Annotated in this window: 25 protein-coding genes; 24 read left to right on the forward strand and 1 reads right to left on the reverse strand. The window is 35.6% G+C overall.

The window, feature by feature from the left end; translation table 11 throughout:
• Positions 1–129: 129 nt before the first annotated feature.
• The 4 genes from MHB45_RS09370 (at position 130) to MHB45_RS09385 (ending at position 3523) form a co-directional block, all read left to right on the forward strand.
• Complete coding sequence (locus tag MHB45_RS09370) at positions 130–699, forward strand: HNH endonuclease signature motif containing protein (RefSeq protein WP_340907714.1); 570 nt, start codon at positions 130–132, stop codon at positions 697–699.
• Between the two features lie 672 nt (positions 700–1371).
• The gene (locus tag MHB45_RS09375) at positions 1372–2460 is read left to right on the forward strand and encodes a polysaccharide deacetylase family protein (RefSeq protein ID WP_340907715.1); all 1089 of its coding nucleotides are present in this window, start codon (positions 1372–1374) and stop codon (positions 2458–2460) included.
• Positions 2461–2749: 289 nt separating this feature from the next.
• Positions 2750–2911 (forward strand): hypothetical protein, encoded by a 162-nt coding sequence (locus MHB45_RS09380; protein WP_340907716.1) that lies wholly within the window; start codon positions 2750–2752, stop codon positions 2909–2911.
• A 231-nt stretch (positions 2912–3142) separates the two neighbouring features.
• Positions 3143–3523 carry a hypothetical protein gene (locus MHB45_RS09385; RefSeq protein ID WP_340907717.1) on the forward strand — a complete coding sequence of 127 codons (381 nt, stop codon included), beginning with the start codon at positions 3143–3145 and terminating at the stop codon, positions 3521–3523.
• A 123-nt stretch (positions 3524–3646) separates the two neighbouring features.
• Here MHB45_RS09385 and MHB45_RS09390 read toward each other — a convergent pair whose 3' ends face one another.
• A complete protein-coding gene (locus MHB45_RS09390; protein ID WP_340907718.1) occupies positions 3647–3868 on the reverse strand; it encodes a DUF2188 domain-containing protein in 222 nt (73 codons plus the stop codon).
• Between the two features lie 106 nt (positions 3869–3974).
• On the opposite strand from MHB45_RS09390, the gene MHB45_RS09395 reads away from it, so the two are divergent.
• The 20 genes from MHB45_RS09395 (at position 3975) to MHB45_RS09490 (ending at position 17545) form a co-directional block, all read left to right on the forward strand.
• The gene (locus tag MHB45_RS09395) at positions 3975–4166 is read left to right on the forward strand and encodes a hypothetical protein (RefSeq protein WP_340907719.1); all 192 of its coding nucleotides are present in this window, start codon (positions 3975–3977) and stop codon (positions 4164–4166) included.
• Positions 4167–4301: 135 nt separating this feature from the next.
• The gene (locus MHB45_RS09400; RefSeq protein WP_340907720.1) at positions 4302–4547 is read left to right on the forward strand and encodes a hypothetical protein; all 246 of its coding nucleotides are present in this window, start codon (positions 4302–4304) and stop codon (positions 4545–4547) included.
• Between the two features lie 17 nt (positions 4548–4564).
• A complete protein-coding gene (locus MHB45_RS09405) occupies positions 4565–5119 on the forward strand; it encodes a terminase small subunit (RefSeq protein WP_340907721.1) in 555 nt (184 codons plus the stop codon).
• On the forward strand, positions 5112–6413 hold the full coding sequence (locus MHB45_RS09410) for a PBSX family phage terminase large subunit (protein WP_340907723.1): 1302 nt from the start codon (positions 5112–5114) through the stop codon (positions 6411–6413). Before MHB45_RS09405 ends, MHB45_RS09410 begins: the two co-directional genes overlap by 8 nt.
• 11 nt (positions 6414–6424) lie before the next feature.
• On the forward strand, positions 6425–7819 hold the full coding sequence (locus tag MHB45_RS09415) for a phage portal protein (protein ID WP_340907724.1): 1395 nt from the start codon (positions 6425–6427) through the stop codon (positions 7817–7819).
• The gene (locus MHB45_RS09420; protein ID WP_340907725.1) at positions 7752–8657 is read left to right on the forward strand and encodes a phage minor head protein; all 906 of its coding nucleotides are present in this window, start codon (positions 7752–7754) and stop codon (positions 8655–8657) included. Before MHB45_RS09415 ends, MHB45_RS09420 begins: the two co-directional genes overlap by 68 nt.
• Before the next feature lie 491 nt (positions 8658–9148).
• Positions 9149–9835 carry a DUF4355 domain-containing protein gene (locus MHB45_RS09425; protein ID WP_340907726.1) on the forward strand — a complete coding sequence of 229 codons (687 nt, stop codon included), beginning with the start codon at positions 9149–9151 and terminating at the stop codon, positions 9833–9835.
• A 24-nt stretch (positions 9836–9859) separates the two neighbouring features.
• Complete coding sequence (locus MHB45_RS09430) at positions 9860–10807, forward strand: SU10 major capsid protein (protein WP_340907727.1); 948 nt, start codon at positions 9860–9862, stop codon at positions 10805–10807.
• 69 nt (positions 10808–10876) lie between these two features.
• Positions 10877–11035: a hypothetical protein gene (locus MHB45_RS09435; RefSeq protein WP_340907728.1), complete on the forward strand. Its 159-nt coding sequence runs from the start codon at positions 10877–10879 to the stop codon at positions 11033–11035.
• A 14-nt stretch (positions 11036–11049) separates the two neighbouring features.
• Positions 11050–11256 (forward strand): hypothetical protein, encoded by a 207-nt coding sequence (locus tag MHB45_RS09440; protein ID WP_340907729.1) that lies wholly within the window; start codon positions 11050–11052, stop codon positions 11254–11256.
• A gap of 2 nt (positions 11257–11258) precedes the next feature.
• Entirely contained in the window at positions 11259–11588 is a 330-nt protein-coding gene (locus tag MHB45_RS09445; protein ID WP_340907730.1) for a phage head-tail connector protein, read from the forward strand.
• The gene (locus MHB45_RS09450; RefSeq protein WP_340907732.1) at positions 11588–12124 is read left to right on the forward strand and encodes a hypothetical protein; all 537 of its coding nucleotides are present in this window, start codon (positions 11588–11590) and stop codon (positions 12122–12124) included. The genes MHB45_RS09445 and MHB45_RS09450 overlap by 1 nt, the downstream gene beginning before the upstream one ends.
• Positions 12111–12485: a hypothetical protein gene (locus tag MHB45_RS09455; protein ID WP_340907735.1), complete on the forward strand. Its 375-nt coding sequence runs from the start codon at positions 12111–12113 to the stop codon at positions 12483–12485. The genes MHB45_RS09450 and MHB45_RS09455 overlap by 14 nt, the downstream gene beginning before the upstream one ends.
• A complete protein-coding gene (locus MHB45_RS09460) occupies positions 12478–12951 on the forward strand; it encodes a phage neck terminator protein (protein WP_340907736.1) in 474 nt (157 codons plus the stop codon). Before MHB45_RS09455 ends, MHB45_RS09460 begins: the two co-directional genes overlap by 8 nt.
• 12 nt (positions 12952–12963) lie before the next feature.
• A complete protein-coding gene (locus MHB45_RS09465; protein ID WP_340907737.1) occupies positions 12964–13947 on the forward strand; it encodes a DUF3383 family protein in 984 nt (327 codons plus the stop codon).
• A gap of 22 nt (positions 13948–13969) precedes the next feature.
• Positions 13970–14371 carry a phage structural protein gene (locus MHB45_RS09470; protein WP_101222034.1) on the forward strand — a complete coding sequence of 134 codons (402 nt, stop codon included), beginning with the start codon at positions 13970–13972 and terminating at the stop codon, positions 14369–14371.
• 93 nt (positions 14372–14464) lie between these two features.
• On the forward strand, positions 14465–14764 hold the full coding sequence (locus MHB45_RS09475) for a hypothetical protein (RefSeq protein WP_340907739.1): 300 nt from the start codon (positions 14465–14467) through the stop codon (positions 14762–14764).
• On the forward strand, positions 14742–14960 hold the full coding sequence (locus MHB45_RS09480; protein WP_340907741.1) for a hypothetical protein: 219 nt from the start codon (positions 14742–14744) through the stop codon (positions 14958–14960). Before MHB45_RS09475 ends, MHB45_RS09480 begins: the two co-directional genes overlap by 23 nt.
• 12 nt (positions 14961–14972) lie before the next feature.
• Entirely contained in the window at positions 14973–16964 is a 1992-nt protein-coding gene (locus MHB45_RS09485; protein WP_340907743.1) for a phage tail protein, read from the forward strand.
• Positions 16964–17545, forward strand: coding sequence for a LysM peptidoglycan-binding domain-containing protein (locus tag MHB45_RS09490; protein WP_340907745.1), 582 nt, complete (start codon positions 16964–16966; stop codon positions 17543–17545). Before MHB45_RS09485 ends, MHB45_RS09490 begins: the two co-directional genes overlap by 1 nt.
• The last annotated feature ends 8 nt before the right edge of the window (positions 17546–17553 follow it).

Genomic DNA, 17553 nt, shown 5'->3' on the forward strand with positions numbered 1-17553 from the left:
TCTCCATTTAGCGTATATAGAATCCATCTATTAATTAGGTGGGTTTTATTATGCGTTAAATTATGTGGTGCTGCAATAAGTGTATAGGCAAACGTTTATACGCTAAAAAAATATGTGGAGGAATGTAAAATGAAAGAAGCAGTAAAAGAATTTGAAAGTTTGAAAGGCGAGATGACCCCAGTACCAAGTTTTTCTAGATACCTGTGCCACACACCAACGGGGAGAGTATGGAGTAAAGTAAGCAACAGATGGTTAATTGAGGATGAATTTTGCAAAGGAACAGGTGATCACGGTCAATATTTGATGACGACCCTTAAGTGTGATTTAACGGAAGAAATGGTGCCAATGTATAAACATGAGATTGTACTTAGTTCAGCATATGGAACTACAAAAGATTTCTGGTTATCACAAGGATTACAGATTGACCATATCGATAAAAATCCACGAAACAATAAAATTGAAAATTTACGATTGATTACTGATGTTGGGAATAAAAAGAACTCCAGGGATAGGTATTGGAATAAGACCAGGCTCTCAATGAACATTGCAAGAGAAATACGAGAGGAAGTAAAGCATTTAACCTCTAACATGACTAAAATGGATTTTTATAAAACAAAAGGAAAAGAATTAAATGTTTCATTTCGTAGCATTCAGAATATTGTCTTGAATTTTTCATACAAAGAGAAGGTAAATCAATGAGAGGAAAGCTCATACTTTTGTGAAACGGGAACCGATGGACATATTTATAGGTTAATTTAGAAATATCAGCATACATAAGTTGGGTTTTTATGAATCAGTGTTTTCTCCAGAGTGGGAGCTATTAGAAGAGGAAGAACAAGACATGGTCGTAGGTGTTTTATTATCGGAATACGGAATTTTAGAACTAAAGAATTTGTTGATTACTGCATTGAAGAGAAATTACATAGTATTTAATACATAGAATAAATATTACATAGAAAACCACGATAGAATATATAAGTCATACATAGAATATAAATCAATGAGTCAGTCCACCAAAAGGGCTGACTTTTTTATTAGAAGGCTCTGTTAAAGGATGTTGTTGATTTCCTTGATAAACTAACGGGACAGGTTAGTTGCATAAGGCATGGCATTTATGTCACATAACAGACAAACTGTATTACACATATCCATATAGTCATATTGAGGCAAACGTCGAGCTAAAGGCACGAAATCCACTAGTTAAGAGCAGTATAATTTAAATTATTGTTCTAAATTTTCAAGTGCCATAATCAAGCCTTTAATATCCTGATTTTCCTTTTTTTATTTCCATTAATATTCTATATAGATATGACAAAGTTCCTGATAATATATACCTGTATAAATAAAGATAGAAAAAACAGGGGGATAATCATGTTTAAAGTAACCAAGATGAAGGCAAAAAGAGCACTTTTACCAATTCTTCTCATTTCCTTCATCGTATCAGGCCTTTTTGGTGTAGCGCCAGCCAAAGCCCAAACAGTATCATACGCTTCTATTTCTGTTGATGGAAAACTTATTAAGACGAGCTATTATATGCAAAATGACCGTTTGATGGTACCAGATATATTTTTCAAGCATACAGGTGCTACTGTTGACCGGAATGAAAAATATCAATCTATCGCTATTGAGAGAAATAATATTGTTGCCCTGCCATTAGATAAAACATATATGGACTATTACGATAAGGGAAAAAACAAATGGATCCGTGAGTATCTGGCTACGACAACAACCACAATTGACGGGCGACCGTATGTTCCGTTATTAGTGACTGCACAGAAATTGGGAATGACCGTTACCTATGATCCAAAGATTTACAGAACCTTTATTCAGACAAACACGCCAGAAGCGAATAAGCCAATCGCTTACGAAAAAGCCCAAACAACCAAAAAGCAAATTGCATTAACTTTTGATGACGGTCCTGACAACCTTATTACACCTCAAATTTTAAAAATATTAAAAGAAAAAGGTGTTCCTGCCACATTTTTCGTTGTTGGGGAGCAAGTTTCCTATTTTCCACAATTAGCAAAACAAATGGTAGACGAGGGACATACCATTGCAAATCACACTTGGGATCATCCGGAACTTTCCAAACTATATACGTCCCAGGTTATTCAGCAACTTAAATCTACGAACGAAATAATTGAAAAAGTAACAGGCGTAAAAGCTACATTAATTAGGCCTCCATATGGCGACTTTACACCTGCAGATGCCCTTGTATTTGAAAGACTAGGATTTAAAAACATTCTTTGGTCAGTAGACACACTCGATTGGAGTGGTACATCCGCAGAGGAAATAATGACGATTTTGAATAGGGATAAATCACCCGGTGGAATTGTCTTGCAGCACAATTTCCAAAATTCGAAATTAGAAGGAACAGTGAAGGCACTGCCCCAAATGATTGACCAATTAAGAGCAGAAGGCTATGAATTTGTTACAATTGACGGTTTATTAGCAAAGTAAAGAGCTTAGCTTTTTAAATGGGAAAAGAAGCTTTCCATCACGGCATTATTGTGGGCGGAAAAGCTACAATAATAAGTGTTATATTGGAAATCCCTTGGATTAGAATCTAAGGGATTTTTAGTAACTCTTATTTTTAAAAAGCATTGTTAATGTTTTCCTTTTTAAGCTAACTGGTGAGTTAGTGCCATAGGATGCACTTAAGAAGACCACTTTTAGGTGGTCTCTTTTATTTGTTTAAAAAATTAACATTAATCTTTACAAACCCATGTCAAAAAAAGGGGGATTGTAGATGTATCTTGAAGATGAAAATGAGACACGTAGAATAATTGATTTAACCATGGAGAGAATTACGGAAAGTGGTTTATTTTATAATTCTTTATTTACTGATGAATTTGATGCGTTGGAGGTTATTGATCAGAATTTTGTCCTAGACAGAAGAAATATTAAGTGAATATATAAGCAGGACTTTTGTCATTTCTGTCGAATATTGTTTAAGTAAGTAATATTTGATGGGAGTGAACTGACTATAAATAGTTTAATTGTTTCATTACAAGAAATAGTTAATGACTTAAACATTAATGTAAATTTAGTCTTAACCGATGATAACTCTGTTGATATGATTTTTGATCCCATAGAAAATCAAATTAAAGTGAACTTAAAAAGTCTGGACTATTCTTACAAAATGTATGAAATATCTCTAGAAGATTATTCTAAGGTTATTTTATATCACGAATTAGGACATGTTCTTGACCCTGAATTAGAAGAATTAGGAAATGTTATATCAAGTAGTTTTAATTTGCTTGTAAAAAATGGGTTTAATGAAAGACTTGTAGATTCAATAAAGGAAAACAGAATCCTTGCAGAGAAAAATGCATGGAGAATAGCCGAATCATTCATTGAGAAAGATTTATATGATGTTTTTCTTAAAATAAAGAAGGATAGTTTGGAAGAAGCGGAAGAAACTGAAGAGTTAAAAAAACAAAGAATTGCATTAATGTATAGAGTAGCCGAAAGTGAAGGGTATAATGAAGTTTTAAAGCAACAGATTCACATAAATAAGTAAAATGATTTTTAAGACATCCGAGTAATCGGGTCTTTTTTTATATTATTGGTTTAAAACGTCGTGAATAGAAAAAGCACTTAACCGAAATGGTCGAGTGCTTTTTATTTTATTTTATTTTATTTTTTATCCTTTTGGAGGATATGGATCATTTCCGTAGCTATCACGATCTCTTATTTGACCATTTGGCCTATGGATTAAAAGCTCAGATCCTTGATTTTTAGCTATAGACTTAGCTGAATCAATCGCATCTTTTTGAGTATTATGTCTAGATGTAGCCTTTGTATTTCCAGCGCCTTTTACTTGCCATCCTCCATTAGGATGAGGTGTAACGTGTTGATTTCCCATACTACTCACCTCTCTTTCTACTAAATTATAACATTAATAGGAAATTATATACAGGGGAATTCTCCCTTGATGTCGAAAGTTATAGGCAGAAGGAGGTGTGTTACCAATGGAATTAGAAAAAGAATTAGAGTTAAATAAACAATCTAGAATAGAACATACAATTTTGTTACAAACAGTAAGGGATATACTTATTAATAACAAGTTAATTACTTACGAAGATTTTAATAAAGAATACAATGAACATGTAGATAGAATTACTTCCTTAAGTAACGAGCAGAAAAAAGAATTATATAAATAGTGTTTTTAAGGCATCCTTTCTTGGGTGCTTTTTATTTTTTGTTAAAGATAAAGAGAACACAACTAATAATGCATTGATCATTGATTAAAATACTCAGTGATTAGTGCGTTCTTTATTATGAAGTAAGGAGTAGCTATGGCTAAAATTATACATTTTCCTAATAAGGATAAAGACTTAATTGAACAGTTAGAATACATAACACAGCAGGCTAGAGAAGGTAAAATTAAGAATTATGCGTTTGCTGCAGAATTACAAGGTGATGATGAAGGGTTAGTTGCTACTTCTTATTACAATGCAGATGTTGGAACGAAACAGCTTCTTAACTCACATATTCATGTGGATATAATGGCAGCGGTAGTGGAAGCTAATTTCTTTGATTAATATAAGGAGGTCTAATAATGGAAAAGGATAAGAAAATTGATGAGTTTGAGGAATTATTAGAGGGCGATGACAATCTAACTGATAAGGAGAGAATGTTTTGTATTCACTATTTGAAACACTTTAATGCAGCTAAAGCATATCGGGAAGCATTTGATGAAACGAAGTATGACAAACAAGCGGCTCATATTTTAATGAAGAGTGAGAAAATTAGCAACTATATTAAGAAATTGAAGAAGGAATTATTTACAGAAACTTTGATGGATAGTAAGGATGTTTTAGAGCAGTACATTAAAATTGCCTTTGCCGATATTACCGATTACGTTGATTTTGGAACGAAAGAAAAAATTGATGAGAATGGTAATAAGTACAATGCAAACTATCTTAATTTTAAAGATTCTACAACTGTAGATGGTTCAGTAATTGAGTACATTGCAGGTGGTAAAGCACCTACGCTGAAATTAAGCGATAGAACTAAAGCTTTAGAGATATTAAGTAAATTTACTAATTTAATTGATGGAGATACAGATAAGGAATTTAAAATCGTTTTAAAACGAGCTGGCGAAGATGACTGAATTAAAAATCAATCCACACTTTGAGGATTTCATTTATGATTGGGATCACACTAACTATCTATTAGTTGGAGGGTATGGATCAAGCAAATCTTTTAATACAGCACTTAAAATCATCCTCAAATTATTAAGTGAAAAACGGACAGCTTTAGTTGTAAGGAATACGTTTGAAACTCATCGGGAATCCACTTATGCATTATTTAGAGAAATTGTTAAAGATCATTTAGAGTTACACAATCAATTTAATTTTACCTTGAATCCTATGCAAATCCTTTTTCCAAATGGTTCAAAGATTATCTTCAAGGGAGGAGATTCGACAGAAAAATTGAAAAGTTTGGTAAACATCAGCGTCATCTGGATTGAAGAATGTTCTGAGATTAGGGAAGAAGTTTACCATGAGCTTAAAGGACGTTTAAGACATCCAACATTAAGTTTACATACTTTACTTTCCACTAACCCTGTATCAAAAGATAATTGGACATATCGTTTCTTTTTTAAAGATGATTTAAAGAATTACTTTAGGTTAAATGACGAAGAATTGTATGAAAAAAGAATTATTAAATTAGAGGATACTTATTATCATCACAGTGTAGTTACTGACAATAAGTTTGCAACGGAGAAATACATAGAAGCTTTACAAGAAACTAAAGAATATGATCCCGATACCTATAGGATTAAATTTGAAGGAAGATTTGGATTTAGTGGTTTACGGGTGTTCTCGCAGTTTCAAACAATGCCTCATGATGAAATAATTGAAAAGATAAGGAAAATACAAAATCCTTCACGAAAATGTGGAATGGATTTCGGATTTGCGACATCTTACAATTGTTTGGTAAAGCTTGTAATTGATAAAAACGAAAATATTCTCTACATTCATTATGAATATTATGACAAAAATAAAACCGACCCGGAGACAGCAGAGGATTTAAAAGATTTTGCATTCACAAAAGAATTGATAAAAGGTGATTCAGCAGAACCAAAGACTATTAGATACTTCAGACAACAAGGATTTAACATGAGGTCAACAAGGAAGTATAAGGGGAGCAGACTGCAATACACCAAAAAGGTAAAAAGGTTTAAGAAAATTATTTGTAGTGATGCGTGTCCTAATGTAATTCGTGAGTTGCAATGGCTAACATTTAAAAAGGATTCAAAAGGAATAATAAAAGAAGATGAATTCAGCACTGATCCGCATAGCCTCAGTGCTATTTGGTATGCCTTAGATGATTATGATCATATTGATTTAAAAGGTGACAAGATGAAGGAATTGACTAAAGAATCACTTGGTATATGGTAGGAGGTGGAATATTGTTTAGGTTAGATAAAAGTCAAATTGAGGTTATTGTACCTGGAATAATTGAAACGCTTATTTATAAGCATGATACAAAACGTGAAGAAAAAATGCACAAATACTATCTGGGTGAACACAAAATACTCGATAGAAAATTTGCAGACGAGAGTAAGCCAAATAATAAAATTGTGGCTAACTGGTGTGAGTATATCAGTGATCAGCAAGTTGGTTATTTCATGGGAAAGCCAGTTGTTTATTCAAGTAAGAATAAAGAATATATGCAGGAAATACAGGATATTTATGATGCTAATGATGAACAGAAAATTAATTATGAAATTGCTGAACAATGTAGTCGTTATGGTTTTGGAGTAGAAATTCTTTATACTAAGGAAACCAAATCTGGTAAAAAAGAACCTAGATTCAGGCCTTTACCATTGATAGAGAATAATATAATTCTTGTTTTCGATAACAGTGTAGAAGAGAATCTTATATTAGCAATCAGATATTGGGAAAATGAAGATGTTTTAGATGATTCTAAATCATTACATGCTTATGTCTATTCAGAGCATGTTAACTATCATTTTGTACAAAAGGATAATGAAGAATTCTTTCTTGTGAGTGAAGAGGTGCATGGATACGGTGAAGTGCCAGTTAATTATTATTGGAACAAGGGAAGCCAGCTAAAGTCTGATTTTGAAGGTATTATTACATTAAATGAGAGTTATGAAGCCTTAGTGAGTGATGATGTAAATGAATCGGAATCCAGTACAGATGCAATTTTAAAAGTATGGGGAATCGATAATATTCCTGAGACTCAAGAGATGAAAGAAAAAAGATTGTTAAACTTCGGTAAGGTGGAGAAAGATGAAAAAGCTGATGCGGAATGGTTAATTAAGAATATAAATTCCGAGTGGAAAGAGAATCAAAAGAATCGCACTAAGAAGGATATTCTTGATTTGAGTAAAGTTCCAGATATGACAGATAAATCATTCGCAGAATCGTCAGGTGTGGCCCTTGAACGAAGAATTTTACCATTAGAAAACACTCGAAGTACAAAGGAAAGATATTTCAAAGAAGGCTTACAGCGTAGGATTAGGATGATTACTAATATTCTTAATATCAGCAAGAAATACGATTATTTAGATATTGATATTAAGTTCCAGAGGAATTTGCCTACTGATACCCAGACTGATATTGCTAACGCTGTTGCTTTAGTTGGGACTAATATTGCAAGTATGCAAACGTTACGTAAGATGGCTCACATTGAAGATCCTGCTTATGAAAAAGAATTAATTGAGCATGAGAATGAAGAATATATCCGTTTAAATGTTGAGGATGAAATTGATGAACAGATTAATGGAACGAATAAAGAAGCTAACACAACAAATGGAGAGGAAGTCAAACAAGCTTGAGAATAATGTCGTTAGTTTTTATGAGAAGGCATTAAATGATTTTCTTACTTTCTTAATGAAGACATATAGTAATTATGAAGTTGATGGAATACTTACATACCAAGAGATGAACAAGTATGGTCGCATGAAATCATTTGATAAAGCTACGATTGGTATCATGAAGGAATTGTATAAGGATATAGAGACTGATTTGAACAGTCATTTGTATGATGTTTATACTGATTCCTTCTATTATAGTGGTTGGGCTATTGAGAGTGATTCAAAAGTTAAGTTAGGTTATAGATCATTGAAGTTAGATGTTGTGAAACAAAGTATTGAAAATGAGTTTGCCTATTTAACATTGAATGAACATTTAGAAAAGAATCGTAATGATGTGATATTAAAGTTGCGTAATGTTATTACTCAGGGATTGGTTAGAGGTAGCACATATAAGACGATGAGTAAAAGTGTTCAGGAAGTGTTTGAAGGCGATGTTGTTAAGGCTAATCGAGTTGTTAGGACAGAGAGTGGGAGAGTATTTGAGAAGGCTAAATTGAATAGTGCTTTGCATGCTGAGAGTAAAGGAATACAGATGGGGAAGAAATGGAACAGTGTTGGAGATGAGCGAGTAAGGGTAAAACATACGGCATTACATGATGTTACTATACTTGTAAAAGGGGACTTTAGAATAGGTGATGACACAGCTAAAGCACCTAAAATGTTCTCTAGACCAGAAAATACGATTAATTGTCGATGTTTCCTCACTTATGAGATCCTTGGTATCAACAGTAGTACTCAACATGATTATTTAGAGGATATGCAGCTTGATGAATGGGAGAAGGAAAGGTTAGGATCTTAGACTTGTTATACAGGATTCTATACATTATCTCATTTCACATTGTTAATTAAGTAGCTGATAAACGTTGGTATATCAAGATGTATATAAACATGTATGTTAATAACCACATAGAAATTATACAAACTTTGATGTATCAATACTTTAACCTTGTTAATAGTTTACATAAGATTGACTATCGGTAGTCGATTTGAATGCCGTATGCAAGACTTATAACGTATTTTCTTACCACATTATACTTCATTGTATTGTAAATAAGGAAGAAAGATAACTAAGGGGAGTCTAACTGACACTCCTTTTTTATTTGTCCAAAGGATACCTCCCCATACCCCCTTTTTGGACATTGCATATTACTACTACCCTTAAAAAATATCGCGGACAATTTTGGAAGCTTTTTTTGCCTTTTGTCGATTGGGCATCATAATTAATCGGACTAAATTAGAACTATATAGGGGCCATATGGCAACTGTAGAGGGCTAGGAGGAATATATACTATGGAATTATTTAAACACGTTCATACACCTGATTTGCCGTTAAAACTGGATATGCAATTCTTTGCAGAGGGAGAAAATGAAGGAGCTGATCCTAATAATGAAGCAGGACAGAAACCTGAGAGCATTACACTAACTCAAGAAGAATTAAATCTTAAATTACAACAAGAGGCAGACAGACGAGTCACAGAAGCACAGAAAAAATGGGAAGCTAAGACTACTCAGGAATTAGAAACACGTATTCAACAAGAACGAGAAGAGGCAGAAAAGCTTGCTAAGTTGTCTCAGGAAGAAAGATTCAAGGTTGAACGTGATAAAGAATTAGCAAAGATTGAAGAGGATAGAAAGTCATTTGAGGCTGAACGTTTACAATTCAATCAAGAAAAATTATTCACTGAAACCGAAAAAGTATTAATCTCTGAGAGTTTACCAGCTTCATTTGCTTCATTCTTAATTTCAGACACTGCAGAAACGACAAATGAAAACATTCAGGCATTTAAATCAGCATTTAATGAGGCTGTACAAGTAGCTGCTAATGCTGCTTTACCGGGTAGACCACCTGTAGCTGGTTCAGGTAAACAATTATCTGAATTAGATCAATTGCAGAAAGATTATACACAGGCTATTCAATCCAAAAATTCAGCTTTACAAATTGCACTAAAGAATAAGATTCACGAATTACAAAAATAACTTTTAAATTAGGAGGGCAATCACATGCCAACAAACATTAACGGACAAGGAAATTCATTTAACTTACCAAACTATTCAGGAGAGCTTTTCACAATTGATGCAGAAGTAACACCATTTCTTTCTATGGCTGGAGGATTAACTGGAGGCAAACAAACAACATCTAATGAATTTACAATTGATTCTACATACAGCTATCCAAATCCAGCACAACCAGCTATCTCTGAGCAAGCTTCAACAACAGCACCAACAGCAGTAACTTATGTACGTGATCAATCAAAGAACGTAACTCAAATCTTCCAAGAATCAGTAAATATTACATACCGTGCTTTATCAAATGGAGGTAAACTATCCGGCTTGAACATTGCAGGACAGTCTAACAATGTTGTATCTGAGAAGGACTTTCAAATTGCTCGTGCATTGACTAAAATTGCCCGTGATGCTGAACACACTTTCCTAAATGGAACATACAACCTTGCGACTACTGCGGCTACAGTTGATAAAACTCGTGGTATGTTCGAACTTACATCAACAGGAAATACAGTCGCTGGTGCAGGTGCGCAATTAACTAAAGCAATGATTGATAAACTGTTACGGGACATGTTTACTAATGGTGCTCGCTTTGACAATATGGTTCTATTTACAAATGCATTCCAAAAACAAGTAATCACTAGTATTTATGGATATGCTCCACAAGATCGTAATGTTGGTGGATTAGACATTCAACAAATTGAAACTGACTTCGGTAAAATCGGTATTGTATTAGATCGTTTTGTTGGAGCAGATAAAGTTGGACTATTCGATATGGCTCATGTCTCTCCTGTGCTTCAATTAGTACCTGAGAAAGGGCATTTGTTTTATGAGGAATTAGCGAAAATAGGTGCTGCTGAATCTGGCCAAATCTTTGGACAAATGGGACTAGATCACGGAAATAAAGCTTTACACGGTTCAATCACTGGTCTAGCTACATCTTAATAACATTTAGTGGATAGGTGCATTTTTGTACCTATCTTTTTTTATTACAATCAGAAAGGGTGTTAGGGAATGGGTAAATTACAAAATGATTCACGAGTTGATTTAGTACTAAAAGAAGTATTGCAAATGGATGCTCAAGCAGATTCTTCTGCAGCTGATGTAGTAGCTTTGAAAGCAGATTTTAACGCATTGTTAGCTAAATTAAAAGCAGTAGGATTAATGAAATAAGGAGTGGGTAAATAATGAAATTTAAAGGATTCGGTACAGTATGGGATAAGGAAAATAACAAGCCATTATGTGAATTTGTAGATGGTGAATTTAAAACAACAGAAGATGAAGTAATTAAGACTCTGAAAAAACTAGGTTATAAAGGTGAAAAGGAAAAAATCACTTCCAAGCTTTCTGATGCTGAACAGGACAAAAATATTGAATCTCCTGAAGGTAAGTAACGATGGATTTAGTTGAACTTAAAACAAGGCTAGGTATTCCTGTTGATGATTCAAGCCAAGATGATTCGTTGAAAATAGCTCTTAATGATGCTATTGAATATGCTAAAGAATGGTGCGGTACCTCATTTGAAAGTGAAAATGCAGATTTACTCATTCCATCTCCTGTTAAAAAGGGAATTGCATTAATGATTGAAATAGACCTAACTGTTCCTGTAGGAGAGGTGAGCGATTCCCTTGCAGGAGCAACTCAAACCTTCACAAGTGATAGTCAAAGGTATACACCTGTATATAGACTTTGGAAACCCTACAACACAAAAGTAGGGTTTTTCTAATGGGACGAGTGAGGATTAAAGATAAAAATAAGATACCTGAGATCATCAAACACGCAGAAGAATTGAACAACAAACAAATTCTTGTAGGTATTTTTGGAGAATCGGCTCAAAGTGGTCATGGAGATTCAGATATAACTATGGGGGAAATCGCTGCTATTCAGGAATACGGGACTAGAATACAAGTTACTGATAAAATGCGGGGCTACTTGGCTTCACAAGGATTACCTCTCAAAAAGTCAACTACTCACATTACAATTCCTGAGCGTTCTTATATACGTGCTGGATGGGATGAACATGAAAAGGGGATTTTGGATAAAGCAGTTAATTTGTTGGTTGATGCGATTATAGAGGGTAAACCATCTACAAATAACGCATTAGATGCAATTGGCCTTGAAGCAGAAGGAAAGCTTCAGGAGTTTGCTAGGAATTTAAATGATCCTTCAAATCACCCATTCACCGTTGACCAAAAGGGAAGTAGTAATCCACTTGTTGATACAGGTAGATTGATTGGAGCGATTACACATGAAGTCCTTTAGATTCAAATCATTGATTAGGAGATATACTGTTTCGTTTACCATTGAATATCCAGTAAATCAAAATAAGCCCACTAACCCTACAGATTATGATGATCTGGGAAAACCGATTAATTCAGGAGTTCTGCCTCTTATACAACATTCTGAGGGTGCCATTGTGTCCCCAACAGACAAACAGATATACCAAAGCGGTGGAAGGATTACTTCATCTGATAGGCTCTTATATTCATTGGTTCATGACATTCCTGATAAATGTAAGATCCGATATAAGGGAACCACTTACAGTGTAGAAAGTCAAAACGATTACTCTGATATTGCTGATTTTAGTGTTTATGCGCTGAAAGGAGTGGATCAATTTGATTGATTACAAGGCAATTGTAAGTGCAGTTAATCATGAATTGCGCAAAGAGTTACCATACATAGGAATAGAACGGATGAGTACAGAAAAGCAACCTGTTTATCCATTTTTCACATACACAGTAACTAGTCCTTATTTGAATGTAAAGACATATAGAAGTGGTGGAGAAACACAGACGGAAGATGTTGAGATAGTTATATCTTATACCTGGATATCAGAGGTTTCATTTGAAGCTTTATCTTTAGCACAACAATCCGCCTCACTTTTAAAAGCAACTGGCACTCGTCAAAGACTTTATGAAAAAGGGATAGCTGTCGTTAGAATAGATGGTTTTGGAAGTCGGGATAACTTTATTTCTATTGAGGTTGAACGACAAGTGGGGTTTGATTTACGTTTGCGAATTAGACATTCAGATGTAAAAGAAATGGAAGCAATAGAAGAAGTAACATTAACAACAGAAACACAACCTTAAGGAGGTTATGAAATGCCATTACAAGATGTATCAGTAAAAATCAACGTAGCATCACCTGCACCTAAAATTGGACTAGGAAGACCTGTAATTTTTGTTCAAAAAACAGGTGCAGCAGAATACAAAGAATATTCAACATTGGCAGCTTTACAAGTAGACTATGCAACAGGAACAGCGGTAGAAGCAAAAGCGGCAACTATCTTTAAACAAGATAATCGTCCTGATAAAGTGGCGGTTGCTACTTATGCGACAGACATTAAAACGTCAATGGCACTTTTCTATGGTCGTGAATGGCATTTTGCATTGGTTGCAAATGACCTGGCAGCGGATCAACTTGCAGCAGCTACATTTATTAGTGATAAAGATTTTAAATTCTTGGTGGTTCAAGTTAGAACAGAGGCGAATAGAAAAGCGTTGAAAGCCAAAAAACGCACCAAGATATATGACCACACCATTGCCGATGAACATTTGGATGCTGCTGCAGTTGGTGATCTAGGTTCACAAACAGTAGGGTCAATTACATGGAAATTTAAAAGCTTAAAAGGTGTCACAGCAAGATATTTAAATGAAACAGAAATTAATGCAATTGATGCTGATTTCGCCGTTGCTTACATAGTTAAAGGTGGTCGTGGGCAATTATCTGAGGGTTGGTTAGCAGATGGGTCTTATATAGATGATATTCACGGACAAGACTGGATCAAAGCGGATATGGAAAATGAAATCTCATATACACTCGGTAACGCTCCTAAAATCCCATATGATGCTAGAGGTATTGGCGCAATTGAAGCAGCTATGTCTACTACTCTACAAAGAGGATTTAAAAATGGCATTATTGCAACACTTGAAGGTGGTTTACCTGATTACACTGTTACCACTCTATCAAGAGATGAAGTTGACATTCAAGACCGAGCTTTGCGGGTTTATCCGGGAGGTTCTTTTAGTTATGGAAAAAGTGGAGCAATCCATGAAGCTAGAGTTACAGGCGTTGTAAGTATTTAATAGAAGATAGGGAGGCTACAAGATGACAAATTCATACACATTTGACGCTTCGCAAGTTAGCGTTGTTGTTGACGGCAGGTATTTAACAGACTTTGCTGAAGGGGATGCCGTTCAATGGGAAAAAGATGAGGATAATTTTGAACCAAAAGTTGGTGTGACAGGGACAGTAGGTATCACCAAGAAAATTAATTCAATCGGTACAATTACCGTTCTAATTATGCAAGGTTCTCCTGAGGTTGGATTCTTAAAGCAACTTGCTAATACAGGAAAACAATTTGCTATATGGGTAAACACTGGTGGCGAACACAGTGAGAAAATTGGTGGTTCACAAGCCATGGTTCTAAAAACACCAGAAGGATCTATTACTGACGAGACAGGCGAAAGAGAATTTGAAATTAAAGTATTTGACTATACAGACGTTTGATAAGTGGGGGACAGTTCGCTGTCCTTTATCTTATAGGAGGTATATTTTATGGGGAAAGCGCGTCACAACTCAAACAAAAGGGAGATGTTATATATGGCAACAGTAGCAGGGAAACAAGAAGAATTGGTAATCGAATTAGAAAATGGAGAGAAGAAAAAATACACACTTCAACATCCGGGAGCTAGAGCGGGAATGATGCTGAGAGATAAAGCAGCTGGCGCTAATGGAGGGATGGAACAAACGAAGCTTTGGGAAGGGTTAATGGAAAAAGTTATTTTTATCGATGGGAAAAGAACCAATTGGGATTACTGGGAAGAGTTAGAAAACTTTAATCACCAAACGGAGGTCTTCAAGGCAGCCAGTAATTTTCTTGTCGGTAAATCTGACATCTAACCCTTGGAAAGCAGCGGTTGAAGAACCGGAAGAATGGTTAAGATGGCGTTTAGTCATGGCAGAGGATTGCAACATTAGTTATACCGAAGCTTTCGCTATGAGCAAAACGGAACTCGGTATTGCTAATGCAGCCTTGGACAAGATGATGAAATTAAGGGATGACGCTATGAAGAAAAATAGCAAAAAGAAGAAATAGGGTGGTGATTACATGGCAGTTCGTGAAACCCATATACTTTTGGATATTATGGCAGACGCTGATCCATTACGAGGTATCAACAGGGAAATGGATGATATTATCCGACAATCGCGGTTAATGGGGCGATCTTATGGAGATTTAAACGATGATTCAAGAGACATGATGCGTGAAATGAACATGGGTTGGCGGAATCAAAATGATGCTTTTAAAAAGTTTCGAAACAACTTAGTCGCTGCCGAATATGATTTTTTCAAACTAGCGCAAGTGGGCAGAAGGTATGGTGGAACAACAGATGAATTAATACGTGCAATTGATAAAATGGGATTAGCACATAAGAAAGCTACAGACGGCATGATGGCGAATGATGACAGAATGAGACAAAGTATGTATAGAACGATTGGAACATTCGCTAACATGACACCTCAAGCGGATAAAAACGCCGCCGCAATTGCCCGCATGAATAATCCTCTATATAACGCCAATAGGGCAGGTTTAGCAGTGGTCGGAACCCTTAATAGGATGGCTAACAATGCTAATACTGCCCGTTTTGCATTGCAACAATTAGGGCCGAACGCCAGCATGAAAGAGTTGAACGAAGAAACACAAAGGTTAAATAAAGGTTTGGGTGCGATGCCTATCGTTGCAATCGCTGCAGGGTTAGCGGCTTACTTCTTTTATGGAGCCATACATAATGCGGCCATGGAAAATAAAAAATATGCTGATTCATTTAATACAATGGTTTCCACTCTAAGGAAAGCTATCCAACCAATGATTGATGTTTTTATATTGATCATGGTTCCTGTTTATAATTTTGTAACAGCAATAGGTCAAATGGTGATTAAATTCAATGAAGCGCATCCAGCTATAGCAATGATATTACAAGGTATTTTATTGTTAATCCCTGCTTTAACATTGATATTGTTGCCGTTAGGTTTAGGTGTTGGTTATGTAAAAGGACTGACATTAGCTTTTGGATTCTTTTTCAAAATGATTGCACCAGTTGTAACATTCTTAGCAACAATGAGTGCGACAGTATGGATTGTTGCAGCTGCAATTATAGCTTTAGGAGCAGCATTTATATGGGCCTGGAATAACGTAGCTTGGTTCCGTGATGGGATACTTGCAGCGTGGGAATGGATCAAAACCAATACGATGATTGCCTGGGCTGCCATAGTTCAAACAGTACAACCAGCCTTACAAGCAATTGTCACGTTCGTCATGGCGAAACTAGCGCAAATCAAGGCTTTTTGGTCAGAACATGGAGCACAAATCATGGCTGTTGTATCTGTTTTTATGGCTTACATCAAGGGTTATATATCAGTTGGTATGGCTGCTATAAAAACCATTTTCTCTGTTGGGTGGACTATAATTTCTAGCGTTATACAAATTGCCTGGGCTGCTATACAAGCGGTAATCAATATAGGGATTTCACTTATAACTGGGTTGATAGCAACAGGAATGGCTATTCTTCAAGGAGATTGGGAAGGTGCTTGGGAAACGATCAAAGGCACGGCAGAAGAAATATGGCACAGTATCGAAGGATTCTTTGAAGCGATCGACCTAATGCAAATAGGTAAAGATATAATCCAAGGTTTGATTGACGGTATTGGTTCAATGGCAGGAGCAGCAGTTGAAGCAGCTGCAGGTGTGGCGGAGAGTATAAAAGGAGCTGTTACCGGTTTATTAGATATTCACAGTCCTTCACGAGTCATGTTTGAATATGGTGGTTTCGTATCGGAAGGTATGGGGCTTGGTATTGAAGATGGATCAAAATATGTTCAAAAAATGGCTGTCGATATGACTGGTGGCATCCCACAAACATATAAACCAACATCGTCAGCGGGGTCTGTAACTAATTCTAGAAGTTCTATAACACTAAGCCCTACCATTTACATTTCAGGGGCGAGCGGTGAAGGTAAGAGCGTAAAAGAGCAAGTGAAAGAGGGAATTCAAGAAGTGTTTGATCACCTCAGCTTCCTATATGAGCCAGAGGGGGAATATTAATGGCTAAACTGGATGATGTGTCTTTATTTATAGAAGATGAAAGTGAGAGTTACAAGGTGGACGTCACAGAATATGCCGTTGAAAAAGGGCAACCGTTTACGGATCATGTATCCAAACGCTCCCCTGATTTTTCAATTAGTGGTTATATCCTTTCGTCTAACTATGAAACTAGTAAAAATAAACTGATTTCCATTATGGAAAGCGGGAAAATCATTAAATACGTTGGTAAAATGAGTGCTTCGAACGTGATTATTACCAGCATAAGTAGCAAAAGAAGTTCAGATGTGCAAAACGGAATGGCAATTGACATTTCATTGAGACGCATTCGTATTTCCACCACTTCGTGGCAAAAGGCTTCAGGGTCAAAGAAACCTGTACAGAAGCCTACAAGTCAAAGTGGCAAGAAAAAACCAGTGAGTAAGAAAAAACCAACTAGTACTAAGAAATATCATGTTACCAAAAAAGGCGATACTTATTGGGATTTAAGTAGAAAATACGGATCATCCATACCACAATTGAGGTCTTGGAATAAATACCCGGATCGACGTATCCCTATAGGAGTTAAATTAAGAGTAAAGTAGGTGAGCGA

Source organism: Peribacillus sp. FSL K6-5616 (assembly GCF_038008245.1).
Classification (GTDB): domain Bacteria; phylum Bacillota; class Bacilli; order Bacillales; family DSM-1321; genus Peribacillus; species Peribacillus frigoritolerans.